Consider the following 22,186-nt stretch of genomic DNA (forward strand, 5'->3'; position numbering starts at 1 on the left):
TATTGGAGAAAAGAGGTAATTTATAATGAAACCATTTAAGAGGGTGCACATCATAGTCATGGATTCGGTCGGCATTGGTGAATCACCTGATTCCGGAGAATTCGGAGATTTTGGTGTAAACACCCTGAAACATATTGCCGAAAAGAAAAATGGGCTCTGTATGCCCAATATGTCATCCCTGGGTCTTTCCAATATTTACCCGATTAAGGGTGTGAAAGAAGCTGCTGTGCCAAAAGCTTATTTTGGAAAAATGCAGGAAGCTTCCCGTGGAAAAGATACCATGACAGGACATTGGGAGATGATGGGGCTTTATATCGACAAGCCTTTTCATGTTTTTCCCGATGGTTTTCCTAAGGAGCTAATTGATAAAATTGAAAAATTCTCAGGGAGAAAAGTCATAGCTAACAGGCCTGCCAGCGGAACGGAGATTATAAAGGAACTGGGGGAAAGACAGCTTGAAACCGGTGAACTCATTGTATATACCTCAGCGGATTCTGTGCTTCAAATTGCAGCCCATGAGGATGTTATACCACTTGAGGAGCTTTATAGAATATGCAGGTACTGCCGCGACATAACTAGAGATGAACCCTATGCCCTGGGAAGAATCATTGCCAGACCTTTTGTTGGAAAAAGTGCAGATACTTTCAAGAGGACTTCCAACCGCCATGATTATGCTCTGAAACCTTTTGGAAGGACGGTGTTGAATTATTTAAAAGAAGCCGGACTGGACTGCATTTCAATTGGCAAGATTTCGGATATTTTTGACGGTGAGGGTATTACCAGGGCAATAAGAAGCAAAAACAATATGGATGGAATGGATAAATTGGCTGAATTGATGGATGAGAAATTTCACGGCATCAGTTTTATAAATTTGGTTGATTTTGATGCGGTTTATGGCCACCGCAGAAACCCAATAGGTTATGGAGACGCCCTGGAAGCTTTTGATAAAAGGCTGCCGGAAATTTTTCAAAAATTGCAGGAGGATGATTTAATGGTGATCACTGCAGATCACGGAAATGATCCTACTTATAGTGGAACAGACCATACCCGGGAATTTGTACCGCTTCTCGTTTATTCAAAGAGATTTAAAGGCGGGAGGAATCTTGGAATACGCAGGACATTTTCTGATCTGGGCGCCTCAGTTGCAGATAATTTCAAGGTACAGATGCCTGAGTATGGAAAGAGTTTTTTGGATGAATTAAAATAAGGGGTAATGGAAATGAGAATGGTAGATATAATTTCAAAAAAAAGATATGGTGGGCAGCTCAGCAGGGAAGAGATTGATTTCTTTATAAGAGGTTATACTATGGGAACAATTCCGGATTACCAGGCCAGTGCCCTGGCTATGGCTATCTGTTTCCAGGGTATGGACTACAGGGAGATGGCGGATCTGACGATAGCAATGGTAAAATCCGGCGAGACAATTGATCTATCCAGGATAAACGGTGTGAAAGTCGATAAACATTCCACCGGCGGTGTGGGAGACACTACTACTCTTGTGCTTGCCCCCCTGGTTGCGTCTTTGGGTATACCGGTTGCCAAGATGTCCGGCCGCGGATTGGGATATACGGGTGGAACCATTGATAAACTGGAATCCATTGAAGGGTTTCATGCGGAAATCACAGAGAATAAATTTATTCAGCTGGTAAATGACAATAAAATTGCAGTCATGGGCCAAGCCGGAAATCTTACTCCTGCAGATAAAAAATTGTATGCCCTCAGGGATGTAACAGCTACTGTGGAATCCATCCCGCTCATTGCCAGCTCCATAATGAGCAAAAAAATTGCAGCAGGAGCCGATGCAATAGTGTTGGATGTTAAAGCCGGCTCCGGAGCTTTTATGAAGAATGATGAAGATGCGGAAAAACTTGCCCGTGCCATGGTGAGGATAGGAAATAGACTGGGGAGAAACAGCATGGCTGTGATTTCTGACATGTCACAGCCGCTGGGTTTTGCTGTGGGAAATTCCCTTGAAGTAAAAGAAGCCGTTGATACTTTGAAGGGCAAAGGACCTCATGATCTTGAGGAATTGGTTTTAACATTGGGAAGTCATATGGTGCTCCTGGCTGGAAAGGCGGACAATACGGATGAGGCCAGAGAAAAACTTGTTGAATCTATAAAAAGTGGCAGGGCCTTGGAAAAATTCAAGAGCTTCGTTAAAAATCAAGGCGGGGATTCTTCAATTGTGGACAGTCCTGAAAAACTGCCCCAGGCAAAATATAAAATTCCCGTACCTGCTGAAAGGGACGGTGTAGTTTCACATATTTCGGCGGGAGGAATTGGCATCTCTACTATGCTTCTAGGTGCAGGCAGATCTACAAAAGAAGACAGTATAGATCCCTCCGTGGGTGTTGTACTTCGCAAAAAAATAGGTGATAGAGTGAAAAAAGGGGATGAGCTTTTGATGATATACTCCAATTGCCGGGATGTGGATGGTATAGCAGGTAGGATTCGCAGGGATATAAGTATTGACAGCAGTGCTGAAAAACCAGAATTGATACACAAAATCATCACAAAATAAATAAAAAAAGACACAAAAGAGTTTTGCTGATTGATATGACCCCAATAAGTTAGACTTATTGGGGTCATATCAGATTTTGTGTCTTTTTTATTCGTATTAGATAAATAGATTTACATTTGAGTCCTCGGCTCTGCCTAAATAATAGCCAACTCCGCCTACTTTGATGCCGTCTATGAGTTCTTCTTTTTTAATGCCCATGACATCCATAGACATCTGGCAGGCTACTATTTCCGCACCGTCATCTATAGCCGATTTAATCAGGTCTTCGAGGGAATTTATGTTTTTATTTTTCATAACTTTTCTTATCATTTTTGGACCCATTCCCATCATATTCATTTTGGATAATTTTAATTTTTTACTTCCCCTTGGCATCATAAATCCAAACATGGAATCCATAAAGCTTTTCTTTACGGGTACTTTTTTGTTTTTCCTCAGGATATTCAATCCCCAGAAGGTAAAGAACATGGTAACTTTTTTACCCATTGACATAGCTCCATTTGCTATGACAAAAGATGCTATGGCCTTGTCTAAATCACCGCTGAATACAATTATTGTTTTATTATCTTTTACAGTTACAGGTGCATTTTCTACTTCGACTTTAGCACTTTTTTTTTTGATAAGGGCGGTTATATTGCTTTTATCCTTGTTTAGATCAACAAGCTCATTATTTGTCCTCTGGCACCATGCTTTTATATCTTCATAAAAACCAGGATCAGAGGCGATTACTTTGAGGATCTGCCCTTCTTTTAAATCATCCATTGTTTTTTTAACCTGCATGAGAGGTCCTGGGCAGCACAGCCCGCAGGCATCAAGGCTTTTATCATAATTTGATTTATCTAAGGCTATCTCCTCTTCTTTTACAGTGTGTGTATTGGAATCTGAAAGCTTTCTCTGGGGAGTGTTCCTGTTTTTGTCCTGTTTTGGCGGAGAAAAACTTAAGGCAGATATGCTTTTATATCCTCCGGTTATGTTTTTAACCTTGAACCCGTATTGGGAAAGTATTCTTGAGGCAATATACCCCCTGAGCCCGACCTTGCAGTATGCAATGATCTCTTTATTTCTATCCAGCTCGCCTAGCCTTTCTCTTAAATTGTCCACAGGTATGTTTATGGCTCCTTTGAGGTGGCCGCTGTTAAATTCTATACTTGAACGTACGTCCAGAAGAGTGGTGTTTTCCATGTTATAGTTTAGAAATTCCGTTGGGGTAATAGAATCCACTTTACCGGAAAGGACGTTCTCTGCCACAAAACCAGCCATATTCACCGGATCTTTTGCCGAAGAAAATGGAGGTGCATAACATAGCTCAAGTTCAGTCAAATCTGATACTGAACCGCCGAGCCTCATTGTTGCGGCAATTACGTCGATCCTCTTGTCAACTCCGTCGTAGCCTATTGCCTGTGCACCCAGAATTTTACCCTCGCCGTTGAATATAAGTTTTATGGAAAGAGGCAGGGCACCAGGATAATATGATGCATGGGAAACTGGATGGATATATATAACTTTGTAGGGTATATTGAATTTCTTCAAAGTTCTTTCGTTATTTCCAGTACTTGCAGCAGTTAAACCAAAAATTTTGATTATTGCAGAACCCTGGGTTCCTTTATATATTGAATTTAATCCTGCTATATTGTCGGCGGCTATCCTTCCCTGTTTATTTGCAGGTCCGGCAAGCGGTACTGCAGTTTTTTGCTTGTTTATCAAATCCACAACTTCCACTGCATCTCCCACAGCGTAGATATTTTCGATATTTGTCCTCATTTTATTGTCAACTACTATGTGTCCTTTGGTTCCGAGCTTTATTTTGCTGTTTTTTATAAAGTCTGTATTTGGAGTTACCCCAATAGCCAATATGGCCAGATCGGCAGTGAGTTTTGTATTGCTGTTTAAAGTGACTTCAATATTTTGCCCATTGTCCTTGAAAGATTTTACTCCATCATTTAATACCAAATCTATACCGTTTTCTACAAGTTCCTTTTCGGCCATAACTGTCATGTCTGAATCAAAAGGAGCCAAGATGTGTGGAGCTGCTTCAACCACGCTAACTTTGAGTCCTCTTTCCTTGAGGTTCTCTGCCATTTCGATTCCCACATATCCTCCGCCTATTACTACAGCACTGCCCGCATTATTTTTATCTACTGAGGATTTTATATTGTCCGTGTCAGGTATATTTCTCAAGGTAAAAATCCTGCTGCTGTCTATGCCGTCTATTTTTGGCCTTACAGCTTTTGTGCCGGGAGACAGTATAAGGTAGTCATAACTTTCCTCATAAGTCCTGCCGCCCTTTTCTTTTACTTTTACCGTATTTTTGTCCGTATCTACATTTGTGACTTTACTGTTTACTCTTACATCTATATTAAATCTGGCATGCATGCTTTCCGGTGTCTGTACCAGGAGCCTTTGTCTTTCCTTAATTTTTTCGCCTATGTAATAAGGCAGCCCGCAGTTTGCAAAGGATATATAATTGTCCTTCTCAAACATTATTATTCTGGCATTTTCATCCAGCCTTCTAAGTCTTGCGGCCGCAGAAGCTCCTCCTGCCACTCCTCCTACAACTAATATTTTTTTACTCATATAAATCCCTCCTGTTTTTTAGATTTAAATTAAAGTTTAAAATAAAACTTCCATCAATTTAATAACCAAGGGGCTGCATATTCTATAGTTGATTTCGAGTCCGTTTCTCCTGCCTTCTATAATTCTCGCAGCTTTTAATTTTTGTATGTGCTGTGATAGTGTGGATTGGGGTATTTCAAGACAGTGCTGCATATTGCTTACGTTGCATGTTCCTCTTTCCATCAGCCCCCTGACGATGCACAACCTAACAGGATGTGCCAGTACTTTGAGAATTTCAGCTTTTTCATTATATTCTGCAAAATCTTTATCCATAATCTTACCTTTCTAAAATGTATTTATATATCAATATATTTATATATTACAATATAACGATATATTAGTCAATACTTTTTTATCTGCCTTGACATTGTAAAAATAAAATATTATCATTTGATTATTACTGGCAAGCAATGCTGGCAAAAGGGGAAAGGGCGGCAGATTTTATGAAAATACTAAAAAAATTTTTACAGTATTATAGACCTTATAGATTTCTTTTTTACGCAGATATGTTTTGTGCACTTATAGTGTCACTGGTGGATCTTGCATTTCCTTTAATATTGGACTATCTTTCAAAAAATGTTTTTATAAAGGATAAAACAGTAATACTGAATTCCATATTATATGTTGGAATAGCTTTATTGGCACTGTATGTACTTAAATATTTCTGTCAGTACTTTATTGCTTCCTGGGGTCATATTATGGGTGCGAGAATGGAAAATAACATGAGGAGGGATTTATTTTACCACCTTCAGAGAATGTCTTTTTCCTATTATGATGAGAATAATACAGGGCAGATGATGTCAATACTTGTGTCAGATCTGTTTGACATATCTGAACTTGCGCACCACGGACCGGAAAATGTATTTATTTCTGCAGTTAAAATAATAGGTTCCTTTGCAGTACTTATGTTTATAAATTTCAGAATGACACTTATACTTTTGGCGGTAACTGTGATAATGGTGGTGTTCTCGTTTTACGAAAATAAAAAAATGCAGAGAATATTTTTCGATAATAGAAAAAAGATGGGAAATATAAATTCATCTGTTCAGGACAGCCTTCTTGGAATAAGAGTTGTAAAGTCTTTTGCCAATGAAGGAATTGAGAGAAAAAAATTTGATAAAAACAATAATGCCTACCGTATTTCAAGAGAAAAAAGCTATAAGGTAATGGGGAAATTCATAGCTGGAAATACTTTTTTCGAAGGACTTTTGTACGTGGTCATTCTTGTCAGCGGGGCGTTTTTTATAGCAGACGGTTCACTGAAGATACCGGATCTTGCCGTTTATGCCCTTTATATAAATATATTTATAAATCCCATAGACATACTTATAAATTTTGCAGAGCAGTTTCAAAAGGGATTTGCCGGATTTAAAAGATTTATGAGTATTCTGTCTGTAGAACCTGAAATAGTGGATAAAAAGGATGCTGTAACCTTGGAGAATGTAAGAGGTGATATAGAGTATAGAAATGTCTCATTTAGCTATAATTCGGAAAAACAGGTACTGAAAAATATAAATTTGAAGATAGAAGCCGGTAAGAAAATTGCATTTGTGGGACCTTCCGGGGGAGGCAAGACTACAATTTGTTCACTCCTTCCAAGATTTTATGATGTTTCGTCAGGTTCTGTGATGATAGATGGAAAAGATGTGAAAGACGTCACTCTTGAATCGCTGAGAAATTCTATTGGAATAGTCCAGCAGGATGTGTATCTGTTTTCCGGAACATTGAAGGAAAATATAGGGTATGGAAAACCCGAGGCATCTGATGAGAAAATAATAAGGGCAGCAAAGGAGGCCAATATCCATGATTATATAATGAGCTTGGACAATGGTTATGACACTTATGTTGGTGAAAGAGGGGTTAGGCTTTCAGGAGGCCAGAAACAGAGAATTTCAATTGCCAGGGTATTTCTTGAAAATCCCCCCATACTCATACTGGATGAGGCTACATCTGCACTGGATAATGAAAGTGAGAATTTCATACAGAAATCTCTTGAAAAACTGGCCAAAAACAGGACTACTATAGTCATCGCCCACAGACTCAGCACTATAAGAAATGCTGATGAGATAATAGTCATTGATGACGAGGGCATAAAGGAAAGGGGAAGTCACAGTGAGCTTCTCAAAAAAGGCGGTCTTTATGCTTACTATTACAATATGCAGTTTGAAGGGCTTGATGTAAGAGAATAAAAGCTTTTGCACCGCCAAGTTATTCGTGAGGAAGACTCTTTGAAAAAGATTTATGTCAAGGAGAGTACTGTAAGAAAGTTCGTAGATATTTTTGATGCATATAAATTTAAACACTGGAGATTCATCATCTCCAGTGTAAAGTAAATACCAATGTACCAATAGACAAATATTCTGGTTCATATGAAACTTTAAACATTTTAATAACTTAAGTACATTTGATATCCTTATATGAATAGGATGTGTAGAAATTAAATAATTATTCCGGTAATTTTAGAATCAAGGAATAGTGAATGTCAGAGAAATAATTGGACAGGCAAAGAAAGGCTGAAGAAGCACGCTGCAGTCATTTTTATCTTAAATATGGCACCTGGCTTTTAGCCGGATGTCTTTAAAATTTCACAATGTTTGCAAATAGTTAATTAATATGACACTAAGCTGTAATAGAAACCATATATACTTATAAGTGTCCTAAGGAAATAGACCTTAGCGAAAATAAATGTATTTACATATACAGAAAAGAAGTAGTGTAGTGGCAATTACCAAGCAGTGTCTGCGGTTGCAGGGAACGTTAAATTTAAATGCAACCGCCAGTAGATTCTTCATAAAATCGATCTCCCTTAAAATTATACAAAATAAGCACCCCGAGCAATGGGGTGCTTATTTATTTTATACACTTATTTAAGGCTATTTCATAATCAGTATTTCACTGACTCCAATGATTATGTTACAGATATGTGGACTGGAAAGTAATTTTAATTTAAAATAAATTAAGAGTTCTGGATTTTGAAATGGATCTTATCCTTAATATTTTCTTAAACTGTATAAAAATTTAGATAAAAATTCATGATTGTTCACAAATAGTTTATTATTATGAAATTAAGCTGTAACAAATATCTTATATAATAATAATTGTCATAGACAATGACATTTAATAGTCTGCGGCTGTAGGACAGTACAAACGTAGAATGCAGCTATCACATAATTGAATTTCATAGAACTCCTTTATTATTGTTGTGTAGGCACCCGATATCTTATTGGGTGCCTATATTCTATGCTTGCTTCAGAGGTATGCTGTGGTAAATGTTGTTCCTTTGGATAGATGTTTTGCATAGTATGATATTGTGAAAAAATTTTAACTGGAGGTTTTAATGTATCCTTATATGTATCCTAAAATGGGAATTATGCCAATGTGCCGCTATTGTAGAGTTAACAATAAAATGTTTAGAAATGACGCATCTAGTAGTGGAGGAGGCACGTCAACACAGCCTCAACCTATGCCCGACATGGATATGATGGAAAATATAGATTCGAACACTCAGGAGATTGTGAGCATGCTTGAACGCCATCATCCAGATATAATAAACAGGTTGATATGCTGTAACATGTCTATTGATGAGGTTAGGGAATATTTGAGTAAAGTGGTTAGGATGGCGCTTATGCACCATATGATGCACCAGATGTAGAATTCTAAGAATGTGTATCCCTGGGAATTTTGAGAAATTCAATTTATCCTTTGGGATATTTTTATTTTGGGTTTCTTCCATGTTGTTTTTTTATTGATATAGTAGTATAAATATATGTGTATAAGTTTAATTAATAATATTATTTTGGATTATATTTCTATTTTTGATATAGAGGCAGCTGAATTGGAGGGAGTTTATGCTGTATAAGAGGAATACGATAATAACATTGGTGGTTTTTATAGTTATGATGTTTGCCGGGTCTAAAGCAGTTAATGCTGAAGACCAAAGTCAGATTACAAATAGATTGTATGGTGTGGATAGATATTCCACAAATATGGACGTGGTAAACTATGGTTGGACAGGCCATTCTGAATATGCCGTTATAGTTTCAGGTGAAAATTTTCCTGATGCAATCTGTTCGACATCCTTGAGTGCCAAGTACAATGCACCTTTGTTTCTCACCGCTGGGGACACTTTAAATGCCCAAATAAAAGACAAACTTGAGGAGCTTGGTGTTAAAAAAGTATTTTTAATCGGTGGAACAGGTGTTATGTCCGACGGGATAAAGGATGAACTTATGCAGAAGGATATAGATGTTGAGAGGTTAGGTGGAAGTACTAGAATTGAGACCTCCATTGAAATTGCAAAAAAAGTTGAAGAAAACAAATTGGGAGACGAATTGTTCGTGGCCTCTTCAGAGGGATTTGCAGATGCACTTTCTGTTTCCGCTTATGCTGCAGGTAAAGCTGAACCGGTGCTTTTGACCCCAAGCAGCGGTGAACCGGAAGAACTTAAAAATTATGTAAGTACATTAAAACCTTCGAAAACTTATATTATTGGAGGACAAGCTGTTATGCCGGATAGTGTGGCTTCCTGTTTTGAAAATTATGAAAGACTCGGCGGTATAGACAGATATGAGACAAATGCACAAATATTGAATAAATTCTATGATCTTTCAAATACAAATAAAATATATATAGCAGCAGGAATTAATTATCCCGATGCACTTTCCATTTCTCCTCTGGCTGCCAGAGATAATTCACCTCTGGTTTTGGCCGGCGATAATATGTCCGAGAATCAGGTGAAGATGGTGAGGGACAATAGAAATACCTTGAAAGAGCGTATAGTAGTGGGCGGTGAATCTGTAGTTCCGGATTATCTTGTAGACAGGCTATTTGCAGATTCTGATGATATTACTCCAGAGAATTTTATAAATTCCTATAACGGGCAGCTGCCATCTGACGAATTGTCTGCATTTAAAAATCTGGCTCTGGGTTTTTCTCTGTATCCAAATGACAGCAGCTTGAAATCTGCATTTGATGAAGGTGCATCCCATTTACTGGACTCTGCCGTTAAGATACATAATGGTGGTAATTATGATAAGGCTTTGGATATTTATAATTATCTGCTCCAGTTGAAGGTTCAGCTTCCCGTGGAGGTTAAAACCAACGCCACCGTATTTAGGAACGTGGCATTGTCTAAGAATCCCATAGCAAGCAGATATGTTTATAAGGAAAGTTCCCAGGCGATAGTACAAAATGCCCTGGAAGAGTACAGCAAACTCAATTTTAATTTTGACAATCCAATTAAATACAGTGCCATGCAGGAGTATCTGAATTTTTCTACAAATGATCATTTTACAACTGATAAGCCTGATTCGCTGACTTTTGATGAAAACGGGATTCCTATGGTTATATACAGAGAATTTGGTACACAATATAATTATGTAACCATTTGCCAGTATGCTCTTTACCTTCATGCTAAATATTTACAGGGAGATACTTCTGCAGTTAATCAATTTATCAAATGTGCGGATTTTCTAGTAGATCACATGGACAGCGACGGCAGTTTCAGGTACAAATTTCCCTATTATTCCTATGAATCGCTCGGTATGGACTGGACTTCAAGCATGTCACAGGGAGAAGCTTTGAACGTTTTTTCACGTGCTTATGAGATAACAGGGGATTCCAAATACATAACTGCAGGTAATAAGGCCTTTAATTATTTGATAACACCTGTAAGCAGCGGAGGTGTCATGGATACGTTGGGTAGTTTTGAGCCTAAGTTCAAAAATGATATATTTTTTGAGGAATATGTAAATACGATACCGAGTTATACACTAAACGGATACATGTTTACATTACTTGGAATATATGATTGGTCACAGCTTGCCAGGCAGGTGTCAAGTATTGACGGCAGCAAGGCGGATTATTACTTTAATGAGGGAATCAAATCTTTAAAAATAATACTTCCCTATTATGACATAGGCGGTTTTACAAGTTATGACCTAGTTCATCTCATGACTTCGAGAGATGCCAACCCGGCTTTGGATTATCATAAAGTACATATAGATTTACTGGAAGCGATTTATTCTATAACCGGCGATGAATATTTCATGGACATGAGAAATCAATGGGTAAATTATATCAGCTTTACCCAGAAGAATTAATTTATTTGGAATTGGAAAATGCCTTGGCTTTTACGATATTTTCATAACAGGAAAATATGGGTATCCTAAAGCCATAGGCTGTAATTTTATATTTTTTGTTGACTCTAAGTCCGCCATATATGTCTTCAGAATTGAATTTTAATTCTAAAAAACTATTTGTATTTTTAAATACTTTTGTTTCTCCGTTTTCCAACTGGGTATATATCATATATGTGTTGTTGCTATTTTCCACTTTTGTATGTTTGTTGGCAATTGTAACTATATAAGTGCTTCTAAAGAAGTGGGGTATGAGTTTGAATGTGCCTGCTGCAGCGAGAATTACAGCTATAATTATTATTACTGTTCTGATTTTGAGTTTTAAAAATGATCTGTGATGTCTTGAATTATAAAAATATTTTTTCCTCATGAGATCTCCCTGATTTTAATGGATATTATATATTATTAATATTCTTTTTTATTGTATATTATGTTAAATTATATGTAGCAGTTTTGTGATATGTGGGAGGTGAAAAAATGGATAGGTACGTCATTGTCTGCGCAATAGGAGGTGCAGCACTGAAATTTCATGAAAAGCTAACCAGCAGTGTATGTTATAAATTTAATAAAAGACGAACTAAGCTGCCTGCGCATTTTACAATTAAAGCTCCCTTTGAAACCGATAGAATTGAAGATGTGGAAGATGTGCTGGAGAAATTTTCTGCAAGCAGCCACAGGACATCTATTGAGCTAAAAGGGTATGGCAGGTTTAGGCAGGATGTGGTCTATATGGCCGTAAACATGTCTCCTGAAGCAAAAAAAGTCCATGATGACCTTATATTTCAACTTGAAAAGATATCCTGGATGAAATTCAAAAGAAACGAGGGAAGGAACAAAGTATTTCACTGTACTATAGTCTCCAAAAAAATAAAGAATAATTTCGGGGAAATATGGAATTATGTAAATAAATACCCTTGTGATTTCAATGAGTATTTTGATAATATATCGCTTTATAGTTGGAAAAACAATACATGGGTACTGCTAAAAAGATATGAACTTGCTTAAAAAAATTATTGGAGGTATTTGTAGATATGGCCAAATAAGAATCCATTTGAAAAGGTACCAAATGTCCTTTCAAATCTGATATCCAGAGATCCGGAAGTTGTAGAGGCTTATGATGAAGATCCTCTTGTGCTGAAAGAAAGCAATGTCAAACTTCTGGGTGAAGCCTTTGTAAAGGGTTCAATCTGGATTAAAAATAATGTAAAAAAGTACAACTATCCTTGTCTTATACTCCATGGAGTATAAGACAAGGATAGTGACAAATGAAGCGTCAAAATGGCTTTATAAAAATATATCTTCTAAGGATAAAAATCTGAAGATATACCCTGGATGCTATCATGAAATTCTAAATGAAAAAGTTGAAAAGGATGAAGTCATAAATGACATACACAGGTGGATCGAGGAGAGAATATAAATAAAAAAGATGCTGACAGGTAAGATGCCTGCCAGCGATTTTTCAAGGCTTAAAGTTTGGATAATTCAATGGATTTTTGGGTTGCCTTTCTTATGGCTGAAATAACTGCATCCCTGAAGCCCTTTTCTTCAAGAGCTGCTACACCTTCGATGGTAGTTCCGCCGGGGGAGCATACCATGTCTTTTAAGACACCAGGGTGTTTTCCGGTTTCAAGTACCATTTTTGCAGAGCCAAGTACTGCCTGTGCGGCAAATTTATATGCCTGGTCTCTCGGCATACCGTCCAATACGGAAGCATCTGCCATGGCTTCAATGAACATATATACAAAAGCTGGTGAAGATCCACTTACTGAAGTTACTACATCCATCAGTTTTTCATTTACTATTTCTCCTTTTCCGAAACTTTCAAATATGTGCAGCACTTCTTTTGCTTCTTCTTTAGTTACTTTATCATTAGGACATATTGCAGCCATTCCTTCTCCCACAAGTGCTGGTGTATTTGGCATGACCCTTACGATCTTTAATTTCCTGCCGAACATTTCTTCAGTTCCTTTTATATCTCTTCCTGCAGCTATGGTTACTATCAGGACATTTTCCCTGACATGATCCTTTATTCCCTTTATAACTATTGGATATATATTGGGTTTTATGGACAGTATTAAAATGTCAGAGTTTTTCGCTACTTCATTATTGTCTGTGGTGATTTTGACTCCATAATTTTCAGATGCTTTTTTAAGACTCCTTTCATCTAGATCGCCTACTATTATGTTATCCGGAGCTGCAAGGCCTGCTTTGATTATTCCTCCCATCATTGCCTGCCCCATGTTTCCACAGCCTATAAAACCTATTATTTTATTCATGATTTTCCTCCTTGATAAATGTATTTATAATTTATTTTAACAAATGCATATTTATTAGCAAGCACATCCGTCAAAAGTCTGTTCTGTTCTCTGAATTATTTCATCCTGAAGTACTTTGTCCAGGTTGTTGAAATAGTCGCTGTAACCTGCCACACGTACGATTAGATCTTTATATTCATCGGGATGCTTTTGAGCTGCAAGAAGTGTTTCCCTGCTTACCACATTGAATTGTATGTGATGGCCATCCAGCGTAAAATAAGATCTTACCAGACTTGCCAGGTTGTTCAGCCCCACGTCTCCTTCTAATGCACTTGGATTGAATTTTTGATTCAGCAAAGTTCCTCCGGTTCTCAGGTGATCCATTTTGGAAGCTGACTTTATTACGGCTGTAGGACCTTTTGCGTCTGCACCTTTTTCAGGCGAGATACCTTCTGAAACTGGAGCCTGTGCCTTTCTGCCATTTGGAGTGGCACCCATAACCGCCCCAAAATAAATATGGCAGGTAGTTGGAAGCATATCTATCCTGTAGAGTCCACCTCGTCCATTTTTCCTGCCATTTACTTCATTGTAATAGGCATCGAATATCTGCTTCATTACGGCATCTGCATAATCATCATCATTGCCGTATTTAGGGGTTTTATTCTTTACAAGATTTAATATGTCTTCGTGTCCCTTAAAATTATCTTTTAATGCATCCATGAGTTGGCTCATTGTTATATTTTTTTTGTCGAATACCTGATATTTTATGGCAATCATACTGTCAGAAATTGTTCCTATGCCGACACCCTGGATATAACTGGTGTTGTACCTTGCTCCGCCCGCATTGTAATCTTTGCCATTTAATATGCAGTCACTGATTATCGTAGACAAGAATGGTACAGGCATTAGGGAAGCATATAATTTTTCAATTACCCTGTTGCCCCTGATTTTAACATCTACAAAATATTTAAGCTGTTTTTTGAAGGCATTGAATAACTCATCATAGTTTTTGAAAGTAGTTATATCACCGGTTTCTATTCCCAGCTTTTTACCTGTAGTTATATCAATACCGTTATTTAGCGTTATTTGAAATATCTTGGGAAGATTCAGATATCCTGTAAGAATGTAGGCTTCTTTACCGAAGGCCCCTGCTTCGACACATCCGCTTGTACCGCCGCATCTGGCATCCTCTATGGATTTTCCTGCCCTTACAAGTTCTTGGGTAACGGCATCTGCATTGAACATGGATGGCTGTCCCCAACCTTTTCTGGCAATTTCGCAGGCCCTTTTTACAAATTTGCGAGGACTTTTTTTACTTATCTGGACATTTGAACTTGGCTGAAGAAGCCTCATCTCGTCTATTACATCAAGCAGGAGATAACTTACGTCATTTACACCGTTTTTACCGTCTATTGTTACTCCACCTACATTTATATTGGCAAAATCCGTGTAAGTCCCGCTTTCTTTTAAAGTTACGCCTACTTTTGGAGGAGCCGGCTGATTGTTGAATTTTACCCAGAAACATTCCAGCAATTCTTTTGCCTTTTCCCTGGTCAATGTTCCTTCTTTCATACCTCTTTTATAAAATGGATCCAGATGCTGATCCAGTCTTCCGGGGTTGTATGCATCCCAGGGATTTAATTCGGATATAACACATAGGTGAACAAACCAGTACATCTGCAGAGCTTCCCAGAATGTTCTAGGTGCACTGGCAGGTACATGCTGACATACCTTTGAAATTTTGACAAGTTCCTGTTTCCTTACGGAATTTTTTTCTTTTTCTGCAAGTTCTGCAGCATACTTGGAATAACGCTGTCCCAAAATCATTATTGCATCACAAGCTATGCTCATGGCCTCCAGTTGATTTTTCTTATCCAGCACTTCGTCATCTTCAAAGAAATTGAGGTTTTTCATAGCTTTGTTGATGTCATTTTTGAAATCCAAGAATCCTTTTTTGAAAACTTTGTCATCACCTGCGGTATGACCGGGGCCTCTTTGTTCCATAAATTCAGTAAATATTCCTGCTGCATAACAGTCTTTCCATTCATCAGTCATACTATTTAAGATCTTATGTCTCATGGATCTCTTTTCCCAATAGGGGATTATGGTATCCCTTTGAATTTTTTTATCCTCATCGGTTACTTTAAAGGATATTTTTTCACGTCTGTTCATTATGTCAAAGTCCTTTAAAGTGTGACAGCAGAGTTCAGGATAGGTATAAGTAGCTGCAGGTTCTTCTCCTCTTTCTCCAACTATTAGTTCGCCGTCATTTATACAGAGTTTCTTTTTACTCATCAATTCCCTTAAAACCAGTGCTCTAAGTACTGGTACAGACACTTTTCCCTCATATTTTTTGTAAACTTCACTTTCAATTTGAGCTCTTTCCATGGAGATTCTCGGCACAGCGTTTAAACTCTGTTCCCTAAGCTTTTTTACTCTTTCAGTCATCATGATTAATCAACCTCCTATTTTGATTTTAATTCCATGCCTTTTAAATTGTTGGCTTATTTTCTCCATCTCTTCACTGGATGGTTTTTCCATACCGGATAATTTGTAATTCATTCTGAGCCTTCTATATTTATCCATACCTATCTTGTGATATGGAAGCAGGTTTACCTGTTCTACGTTTACATTTGACAACAGCTTTATTGTATTGTCAATATGTTCTCTGTTGTCATTAATGCCTTTTATTATGGGCATTCTAAGATATATATTACATCCCATGCTTGAAAGTTTTTTTAGATTTTCAATTATCAGTGTATTTTCAACTCCAATATATTTTTTGTGATTTTTATTGTCCATAAGCTTGATGTCATATAAGAACAAATCAACTTTGTCTGCTATCCTTTCAAAGCTTTTCCATGGGGCATAACCGCTGGTGTCCACTGCAGTATGGATTCCTCTATCTTTGCACTTTGTTAGTATATCATCTAAAAAATCCGCTTGTGCAAGTGGTTCTCCTCCTGAGAAAGTGGCACCGCCTCCGGATTCTTCATAAAAAACCTCGTCTTTTGCAATTTCCTCTATGAGTTCGTCCGATGTAATATTTTTCCCAACTTGTTCTCTGGCATTGTTTGGACAAAAATCTGTACATTTTCCACAGAGAGTACATTTGAATTTATCAATTTCCGGGAAAACATGATTGATCTTAATTGCTCCTTCTGGACATTTTTTGATACATCTGCCGCAAACTGTACATCGTTCTTCAAAGAACATGATCTCATGTTTTAAATTTTGACTTTCTGGATTATGGCACCACCAGCATTTTAGGGGACATCCTTTGAAAAAAACTGTGGTACGAATACCCGGACCATCATGAATGGAATATTTTTGTATATTGAATATAATACCTGATGTCAAATGATTCACCTCCTAGTTGACAGTTATTTTTTTAAAAGATTTGGAGTGTGTACTGTCAATATTTTTACGATTTTGTTTGCGTTATTTGCCCAATTATGGCTGATGGTCGATTTATAATGGGCGCTGTCTCCAGGAAATAGTTCATATTTCTCATCGTTGATTAGTAAAGTTAGAACTCCTTCAAGTACATATATAAATTCTTCACCAATATGTGGATATGGAGTTATTTCCTCATTATTGCTGCTTGGAAGTATTTCAAAAATTCTTGGAAGCATATCATTATTTTCCATGTCACTTGTCAGTTGAAATTGTATGATTCGGTTGTTTTCTATTTCCAGTACTTCTCTTTCAAAGCTTCTCAGGATAAAATTTTTTTTGCTTTTAGGTTTATCTAGAAAATAGTACATAGTTACTCCCAAAGCTCTTGCAATGTTGTCCAGTGTATCTATGGCTACACTTGTTAGACCTCTCTCCAGCTGGGAAAGATATCCTGTTGATAAGTTGGTTTTTTCACTTAAATCACTTAAAGTCAAGTTTTTCTGGGTTCTCAGTTTTTTTATTTTTTCGCCAATATCTGAATTCAAATTAAGTCACTCCATTGCTATGAAAATTTGTATTACTTCTACTTACAGTATATTACATGAAAAGGTTTTTGTACATAATAAATTTATATAAATGAAAAAATATATAATAAATCAATTATTTTTTTATATATGTGAAAAAAATTTTATAAAATTAAAAAAATATGTTTACAAGAAATTCATGAAATGATATACTGAAAATTAGGAAATTAAATTAAATAAACATTATTCAGTAAATTATATTTATTTATATAATAGTAGGTGCTGTGGATAAAGGAGGTTGTATGTATGATTTTGTAAAGGATTTCAAATTAAGAAAAACTAGGAAAGGAGGGCATCTGCCAAATATTAATATCTATTTTATTGCCGCCGCTGTTCAAGTTGAACTGATATTGGTGGTTAAAGGGAGGGAAAAATAAGAGTGAAACAAAAAATTGGATTATGGGATCTAGTGTTTATGAATGTAATAGCACTTTTTGGGATCAGGTGGATTGCAAAGTCAACGGCATCAAGTTTTGGTCTTGGTTTAGGAGCTATTCCCACATGGATAGTTTTTGTATTTATATTTTTTGTTCCATCAGCACTTATCTGTGCCGAGCTTGCGGCAACATATCCAAGGGATGGCGGACTTTATGAGTGGGTAAAGGAAGCATATGGTGAAAAGCATGGTTTTATGGTCTCATGGTTGAATTGGACTGCAAAAATATTCTGGTATACTTCATTTTTGACATTTTTAATGGTAAATGTATCTTATGCTGTTGGAAAGCCTGAACTTGCAAATAATAAAATGTTTGTATTAGTATTCTCTATAATAATATTCTGGCTGTTTTCAGTGATCAGTACAAAGGGTATGGCCTTTGGAAAAATATTTACAAATGTCGGGGCTTTGGGTTCAGTAGTACCTACAGTGTTATTGATAGCTATGGGTTTTATCTCAGTATATATATTTGGCAATCATCCTGCATCTTCCTATACAGTTCAAAATCTTACCCCAAAAATGAATGTAAATTCATTTGTAGCTATTTCCACTGTGATGTTTGCATTGTCTGGTGCAGAAACAACTGCAAACTTTGTAACAGAGATGGACAAACCTGAAAAAAATTTTCCTAAAGCAATACTGATTGCAGCTTGCCTTATTGCAGGGCTTTATGTCTTAGGTTCGGTTGCTATTACACTTATTTTACCGACGGATAAGATAACGGCCTCACAGGGTATATTGGTAGCGCTTGCAACAGTTGCCCAAAATCTTGGAATTGGAACTTGGTTTATAAAACTTGTTGCTCTTGGAATAGCATTATCGGTTGTTGGAGGGATTGTTCTTTATATCAGCTCGCCTATAAAGATGCTTTTTGGAAGTGTCTTAAAAGGTATCTTTCCTGACAAATATACAAAAGTCAACTCTCATAATATACCGGAAAAGGCAGTTTATCTTCAGGCTATAATAGTAACGATAATTTTACTTGCAATAAACTTATTGCCTTCTGTGGATGCTATATATAATGTTCTTGTCACTATGACATCGCTTACAGCCTTATTCCCTTATGTACTTCTTTTTTCATCCTATATAAAACTTAGAAAGACAAGACCGAATGAAGTGAGACCATATCAAATTTCAAAAAATAGCAATACTGCGATTGGAATTGGGCGAATGGTGCTGGTTGTAGTAGTGATTGGTATAGTTTTATCGGCAGCTCCTGCAATGGGAACTTTAAAAGGGAATATAATTTATGAGATAGAAATGATTGGCGGAGCGGTGGTAGTTATATCTAGCGGATTTGCCATTTGGAATAGTTTTGTAAAAAGGACGGGATTTAGAGAAGTTAAAGATAAAATAATTAGGTAATTTAATTATCTGTTATATCTACAGGTGATTGATATAAATTCATAATATTTTAAAAAATTAAAAATGGAGGGGTTTTAATGTTATTGCATAAAAAAATTGATAAATTGACAGAGCTCATGAAAAATGGCGGGATTGATGTGCTTATAGTGGGACCTTCTGCCGATCTGGAATATCTTACTGGGCTTCATCCTCTGGTGGATGAGAGATTTAAAGCATTATTTGTATTTAACGATAAGAGATGTTTTTATATAGCACCTGAATTGTACTATGAAGAAACAAGGGAAGCACTGGGAAAGGACATGGACATATTTAAATGGGGTGATGGAGAAGGCTTTATTCCAGCTATTTTAAAGGCAAATAAAAAATATGGCCTGGAAGGTAAAAAAATAGGGGTAAATGATGGAATAAGGGCAGTAGATATGATTGATGTCTCCAATAAAATTGATGTGAAGTTTATAAATGGAGTTAGTATAATGGAAAACCTGAGGGTAATAAAAGATGAAGAGGAGAAGGATAACTTGAGAAAAGCTGCCAGTATTGCAGATAAAGCTTTTGAAGATGTCCTAAAATTCGTAAAACCTGGAATAACTGAAGGTGACATTAAAGATAAGCTTGAGGAGTTAATGGCAGCACATGGCGGTGAAGGATTGTCATTTCAGACAATTATAGCATCAGGACCGAATAGCGCCAGACCGCATTATAATGACTATGGTAGAGTTATTCAGGATAGAGATGTAATCATAATGGATTTTGGATGCAGATATCATGGATATTGCTCGGATGAATCCAGAACTGTATTTGTAGGAGAACCTACTGAAGAGCAGAAAAAAGTTTACAGTATTGTTCTGGAGGCTAATGAAAAGGGTGAAAATATTGTAAAGGAAGGCATCAAGGCAGGAGATGTGGATCGTGCTTCCAGAGATGTCATAAAAAATGCCGGCTATGGAGAATATTTTATAAATAGAACAGGGCATGGCATTGGAACTGCCGATCATGAAGCGCCGTATATAAGTGAGGGTAATAAGCAGATACTTAAAAATGGAATGGCATTTAGTGTGGAACCTGGTATATACATTGCTGGAAAGTTTGGTATGAGAGTGGAGGATATCGTATTATTGGATGAAGGAAAAGGTGAAATATTGAATAAAGTTAGAAAAGATATGATTGTAATCAAATAATTTTTAAATATAAGATGTTTTTTATGATTTGAAAGCCCGCTTCTCTGGTGCCTTATATGTGCCGCAGCGGGTTTTCAGATAGGCTTACAAAACCAGATTTGAGAATCAAATCGAAATGTTGGCCGGTATTTACGATAATTTCATGATTTTAACTTTATCTTCAGATTTTTTTTGACGAATATAAAATAAGCTCCGATTAAAATCAATGCTATGCCGATTATGGTATTTATGGATATGCTTTCATTTAAAATTAAGAGTGCAAATATGGGTGCCAGGGCAGGTTTTATGAAAAAGACCATGGAAGCTGTGGTGACAGAAGTGGTATCCATTGCCTTAAAATAAAACATATAACCGAATCCTGTAACCAAAACTCCAAGTAATATAAGTGGAATTATATTCTGCAAGTTTATGCCGCTAAGTATAGGTATATTTATCATGAATCCGAGTTTCCCTGTAGGAGATATGTGACTTGAAATTACTGGAAAATTTGAGATGAATATAAGAATGAGCATTATGGCGGAACCAATTATAAAACTCATACAATTTAAAACCGTGCTGCCATATTTTGAGGATCTCAATTTTCCAGCTATACTATAAAGCGAAAAAGTAACAGCAGATAGTATTGAAAGTACTATTCCAAGTATATCAGAATTTGTTCTAAAGGGATTTAAAATGAAAAGTATTCCTAATGAACTAAATATTATGGATACTATAGTTTTTTTATTTAATTTTTCTCCTAGAAATAAACAGGCAAATAATATGGTGAATATAGGATTTGTGCTAAATAGTATGGCTACAGTGGATGCCTTTGTAAAATTAATTGCCAGCTGAAATAAAGACATGCTTATTACAACTCCCAATAGGCCTGTCCCAAAAAAATAAATTATATCATTTTTAGTTAACTTTATATTTTCCCTTTTTAAGATGTTTATAGTAGGTAAAAGAAGTATTATTCCTCCGAGTACAAACCTTAAAAAGTTTAATTGTAGTGCGTTTAAGCCGACTGCCAATTTACCCAAGATTTCCATAACACTAAATAATAATGCAGCTAAAGCTATGAATAAATATTTCAATTGAAACATCCTTTCTTGATAATATAGTTATTTGACCTAAAAAATAAAAATGAACAACAAAAAAAGGCATCAATATACTTACATATATTAATGCCGTGCTTTTGTCAATTTTATACAGAGTGGAAACCCTGTATCATCACAAAATGGCAAATCATAAATTTATATTTTTAGTTGTCTTCATCAAAACTTCCGCATATTAGTCTATATCTTTTATAACAGTTTGTCAATACCGCCATTACAGCTTTCTTTGCATTTCCAAAATAATTATCGTCAATTTCTTGTAGTATACTATCTATTTGATTTATATTTTTATTTGTCAATATATTTTTTATGTACCTTTTTGCAACTTCTGTTGCAAGTGTGCATTCTACATCATATATTTTTCCTGTGTTCCTGTCAATTATTATGGCCATTGCAGTTTTTGTGTAAAGTTCCGTAGCTGATATTCCCTTAGGAAGTTTTGAATAAGCACTGATAAAAATTTTATTTTTTTTCAATTGTCTGTCTCCTAAAGATTTATATTATGAAAACTAAAGAACATTATACTAGAAAAGTTGAATTTGATCAACTCAATTATTGTTAAGGATCGTGTCAATTTACTGTAGGTTAAAAAGCTACAGACTTTCCC

20 protein-coding genes are annotated in these 22,186 nt (G+C 36.3%); 11 read left to right on the forward strand and 9 right to left on the reverse strand.

The window, feature by feature from the left end:
* Positions 1-25: 25 nt before the first annotated feature.
* Both deoB and AB8S09_RS11810 read left to right on the forward strand, forming a co-directional pair.
* On the forward strand, positions 26-1,207 hold the full coding sequence (deoB, locus tag AB8S09_RS11805; RefSeq protein ID WP_294185127.1) for a phosphopentomutase: 1,182 nt from the start codon (positions 26-28) through the stop codon (positions 1,205-1,207).
* Between the two features lie 12 nt (positions 1,208-1,219).
* Positions 1,220-2,521 carry a pyrimidine-nucleoside phosphorylase gene (locus AB8S09_RS11810; protein ID WP_294185129.1) on the forward strand — a complete coding sequence of 434 codons (1,302 nt, stop codon included), beginning with the start codon at positions 1,220-1,222 and terminating at the stop codon, positions 2,519-2,521.
* Between the two features lie 96 nt (positions 2,522-2,617).
* Here the strand turns inward: AB8S09_RS11810 and AB8S09_RS11815 are convergent, their stop codons facing one another.
* Entirely contained in the window at positions 2,618-5,092 is a 2,475-nt protein-coding gene (locus AB8S09_RS11815; protein ID WP_294185131.1) for a CoA-disulfide reductase, read from the reverse strand.
* A gap of 36 nt (positions 5,093-5,128) precedes the next feature.
* Complete coding sequence (locus AB8S09_RS11820; RefSeq protein WP_294185133.1) at positions 5,129-5,404, reverse strand: ArsR/SmtB family transcription factor; 276 nt, start codon at positions 5,402-5,404, stop codon at positions 5,129-5,131.
* A 170-nt stretch (positions 5,405-5,574) separates the two neighbouring features.
* Here AB8S09_RS11820 and AB8S09_RS11825 point away from each other — a divergent pair, with 170 nt between their 5' ends.
* The 3 genes from AB8S09_RS11825 (at position 5,575) to AB8S09_RS11835 (ending at position 11,232) form a co-directional block, all read left to right on the forward strand.
* Positions 5,575-7,320, forward strand: coding sequence for an ABC transporter ATP-binding protein (locus AB8S09_RS11825; RefSeq protein WP_294185135.1), 1,746 nt, complete (start codon positions 5,575-5,577; stop codon positions 7,318-7,320).
* Positions 7,321-8,468: 1,148 nt separating this feature from the next.
* The gene (locus AB8S09_RS11830; protein WP_369869193.1) at positions 8,469-8,783 is read left to right on the forward strand and encodes a hypothetical protein; all 315 of its coding nucleotides are present in this window, start codon (positions 8,469-8,471) and stop codon (positions 8,781-8,783) included.
* Positions 8,784-8,979: 196 nt separating this feature from the next.
* A complete protein-coding gene (locus AB8S09_RS11835; protein ID WP_294185160.1) occupies positions 8,980-11,232 on the forward strand; it encodes a cell wall-binding repeat-containing protein in 2,253 nt (750 codons plus the stop codon).
* A 1-nt stretch (position 11,233) separates the two neighbouring features.
* On the opposite strand, the gene AB8S09_RS11840 is transcribed toward AB8S09_RS11835, so the two are convergent.
* Complete coding sequence (locus tag AB8S09_RS11840) at positions 11,234-11,638, reverse strand: DUF1523 family protein (RefSeq protein WP_294185158.1); 405 nt, start codon at positions 11,636-11,638, stop codon at positions 11,234-11,236.
* Between the two features lie 107 nt (positions 11,639-11,745).
* Here AB8S09_RS11840 and AB8S09_RS11845 point away from each other — a divergent pair, with 107 nt between their 5' ends.
* From AB8S09_RS11845 to AB8S09_RS11855, 3 genes are all read left to right on the forward strand, one after another.
* A complete protein-coding gene (locus AB8S09_RS11845; protein WP_294185157.1) occupies positions 11,746-12,273 on the forward strand; it encodes a 2'-5' RNA ligase family protein in 528 nt (175 codons plus the stop codon).
* Between the two features lie 78 nt (positions 12,274-12,351).
* Positions 12,352-12,516 (forward strand): serine aminopeptidase domain-containing protein, encoded by a 165-nt coding sequence (locus AB8S09_RS11850; protein ID WP_294185166.1) that lies wholly within the window; start codon positions 12,352-12,354, stop codon positions 12,514-12,516.
* Positions 12,506-12,685: a serine aminopeptidase domain-containing protein gene (locus AB8S09_RS11855; protein ID WP_294185155.1), complete on the forward strand. Its 180-nt coding sequence runs from the start codon at positions 12,506-12,508 to the stop codon at positions 12,683-12,685. The genes AB8S09_RS11850 and AB8S09_RS11855 overlap by 11 nt, the downstream gene beginning before the upstream one ends.
* A gap of 49 nt (positions 12,686-12,734) precedes the next feature.
* Here the strand turns inward: AB8S09_RS11855 and proC are convergent, their stop codons facing one another.
* From proC to AB8S09_RS11875, 4 genes are read right to left on the reverse strand one after another with little or no spacing between them, the layout of a single operon-like run.
* Positions 12,735-13,544 carry a pyrroline-5-carboxylate reductase gene (gene proC / locus AB8S09_RS11860; RefSeq protein WP_294185153.1) on the reverse strand — a complete coding sequence of 270 codons (810 nt, stop codon included), beginning with the start codon at positions 13,542-13,544 and terminating at the stop codon, positions 12,735-12,737.
* A 54-nt stretch (positions 13,545-13,598) separates the two neighbouring features.
* Positions 13,599-15,974 (reverse strand): trans-4-hydroxy-L-proline dehydratase, encoded by a 2,376-nt coding sequence (hypD, locus tag AB8S09_RS11865; RefSeq protein ID WP_294185151.1) that lies wholly within the window; start codon positions 15,972-15,974, stop codon positions 13,599-13,601.
* Positions 15,975-15,980: 6 nt separating this feature from the next.
* On the reverse strand, positions 15,981-16,883 hold the full coding sequence (locus AB8S09_RS11870) for a trans-4-hydroxy-L-proline dehydratase activase (protein ID WP_294185149.1): 903 nt from the start codon (positions 16,881-16,883) through the stop codon (positions 15,981-15,983).
* A 23-nt stretch (positions 16,884-16,906) separates the two neighbouring features.
* Positions 16,907-17,467: a helix-turn-helix domain-containing protein gene (locus tag AB8S09_RS11875; protein WP_369869194.1), complete on the reverse strand. Its 561-nt coding sequence runs from the start codon at positions 17,465-17,467 to the stop codon at positions 16,907-16,909.
* Between the two features lie 281 nt (positions 17,468-17,748).
* Here AB8S09_RS11875 and AB8S09_RS11880 point away from each other — a divergent pair, with 281 nt between their 5' ends.
* The 3 genes from AB8S09_RS11880 to AB8S09_RS11890 all read left to right on the forward strand — a co-directional run bounded on the left by AB8S09_RS11880 (position 17,749) and on the right by AB8S09_RS11890 (position 20,485).
* Positions 17,749-17,883 carry a hypothetical protein gene (locus AB8S09_RS11880; protein ID WP_294185146.1) on the forward strand — a complete coding sequence of 45 codons (135 nt, stop codon included), beginning with the start codon at positions 17,749-17,751 and terminating at the stop codon, positions 17,881-17,883.
* A gap of 2 nt (positions 17,884-17,885) precedes the next feature.
* The gene (locus tag AB8S09_RS11885) at positions 17,886-19,307 is read left to right on the forward strand and encodes an APC family permease (RefSeq protein ID WP_369869195.1); all 1,422 of its coding nucleotides are present in this window, start codon (positions 17,886-17,888) and stop codon (positions 19,305-19,307) included.
* A gap of 77 nt (positions 19,308-19,384) precedes the next feature.
* Positions 19,385-20,485, forward strand: a complete 1,101-nt coding sequence (locus AB8S09_RS11890) for a M24 family metallopeptidase (RefSeq protein WP_294185144.1) — start codon at positions 19,385-19,387, stop codon at positions 20,483-20,485.
* 140 nt (positions 20,486-20,625) lie between these two features.
* Here AB8S09_RS11890 and AB8S09_RS11895 read toward each other — a convergent pair whose 3' ends face one another.
* Positions 20,626-21,558, reverse strand: a complete 933-nt coding sequence (locus AB8S09_RS11895; protein WP_369869196.1) for a DMT family transporter — start codon at positions 21,556-21,558, stop codon at positions 20,626-20,628.
* A 167-nt stretch (positions 21,559-21,725) separates the two neighbouring features.
* Positions 21,726-22,055, reverse strand: coding sequence for a DUF3870 domain-containing protein (locus tag AB8S09_RS11900; protein ID WP_294185141.1), 330 nt, complete (start codon positions 22,053-22,055; stop codon positions 21,726-21,728).
* Positions 22,056-22,186: the final 131 nt, after the last annotated feature.

This window comes from Clostridium lapidicellarium (assembly GCF_041224415.1).
Classification (GTDB): Bacteria; Bacillota; Clostridia; order Clostridiales; family Clostridiaceae; genus Clostridium_B; species Clostridium_B lapidicellarium.

Excerpts from the sequence above, each read along its gene's own strand:
- deoB (WP_294185127.1), top strand. The coding sequence starts at position 26 with ATGAAACCATTTAAGAGGGTGCACATCATAGTCATGGATTCGGTCGGC.
- AB8S09_RS11810 (WP_294185129.1), top strand. The coding sequence starts at position 1,220 with ATGAGAATGGTAGATATAATTTCAAAAAAAAGATATGGTGGGCAGCTC.
- AB8S09_RS11815 (WP_294185131.1), bottom strand. The coding sequence starts at position 5,092 with ATGAGTAAAAAAATATTAGTTGTAGGAGGAGTGGCAGGAGGAGCTTCT.
- AB8S09_RS11820 (WP_294185133.1), bottom strand. The coding sequence starts at position 5,404 with ATGGATAAAGATTTTGCAGAATATAATGAAAAAGCTGAAATTCTCAAA.
- AB8S09_RS11825 (WP_294185135.1), top strand. The coding sequence starts at position 5,575 with ATGAAAATACTAAAAAAATTTTTACAGTATTATAGACCTTATAGATTT.
- AB8S09_RS11830 (WP_369869193.1), top strand. The coding sequence starts at position 8,469 with ATGTATCCTTATATGTATCCTAAAATGGGAATTATGCCAATGTGCCGC.
- AB8S09_RS11835 (WP_294185160.1), top strand. The coding sequence starts at position 8,980 with ATGCTGTATAAGAGGAATACGATAATAACATTGGTGGTTTTTATAGTT.
- AB8S09_RS11840 (WP_294185158.1), bottom strand. The coding sequence starts at position 11,638 with ATGAGGAAAAAATATTTTTATAATTCAAGACATCACAGATCATTTTTA.
- AB8S09_RS11845 (WP_294185157.1), top strand. The coding sequence starts at position 11,746 with ATGGATAGGTACGTCATTGTCTGCGCAATAGGAGGTGCAGCACTGAAA.
- AB8S09_RS11855 (WP_294185155.1), top strand. The coding sequence starts at position 12,506 with ATGGAGTATAAGACAAGGATAGTGACAAATGAAGCGTCAAAATGGCTT.
- proC (WP_294185153.1), bottom strand. The coding sequence starts at position 13,544 with ATGAATAAAATAATAGGTTTTATAGGCTGTGGAAACATGGGGCAGGCA.
- hypD (WP_294185151.1), bottom strand. The coding sequence starts at position 15,974 with ATGATGACTGAAAGAGTAAAAAAGCTTAGGGAACAGAGTTTAAACGCT.
- AB8S09_RS11880 (WP_294185146.1), top strand. The coding sequence starts at position 17,749 with ATGTATGATTTTGTAAAGGATTTCAAATTAAGAAAAACTAGGAAAGGA.
- AB8S09_RS11890 (WP_294185144.1), top strand. The coding sequence starts at position 19,385 with ATGTTATTGCATAAAAAAATTGATAAATTGACAGAGCTCATGAAAAAT.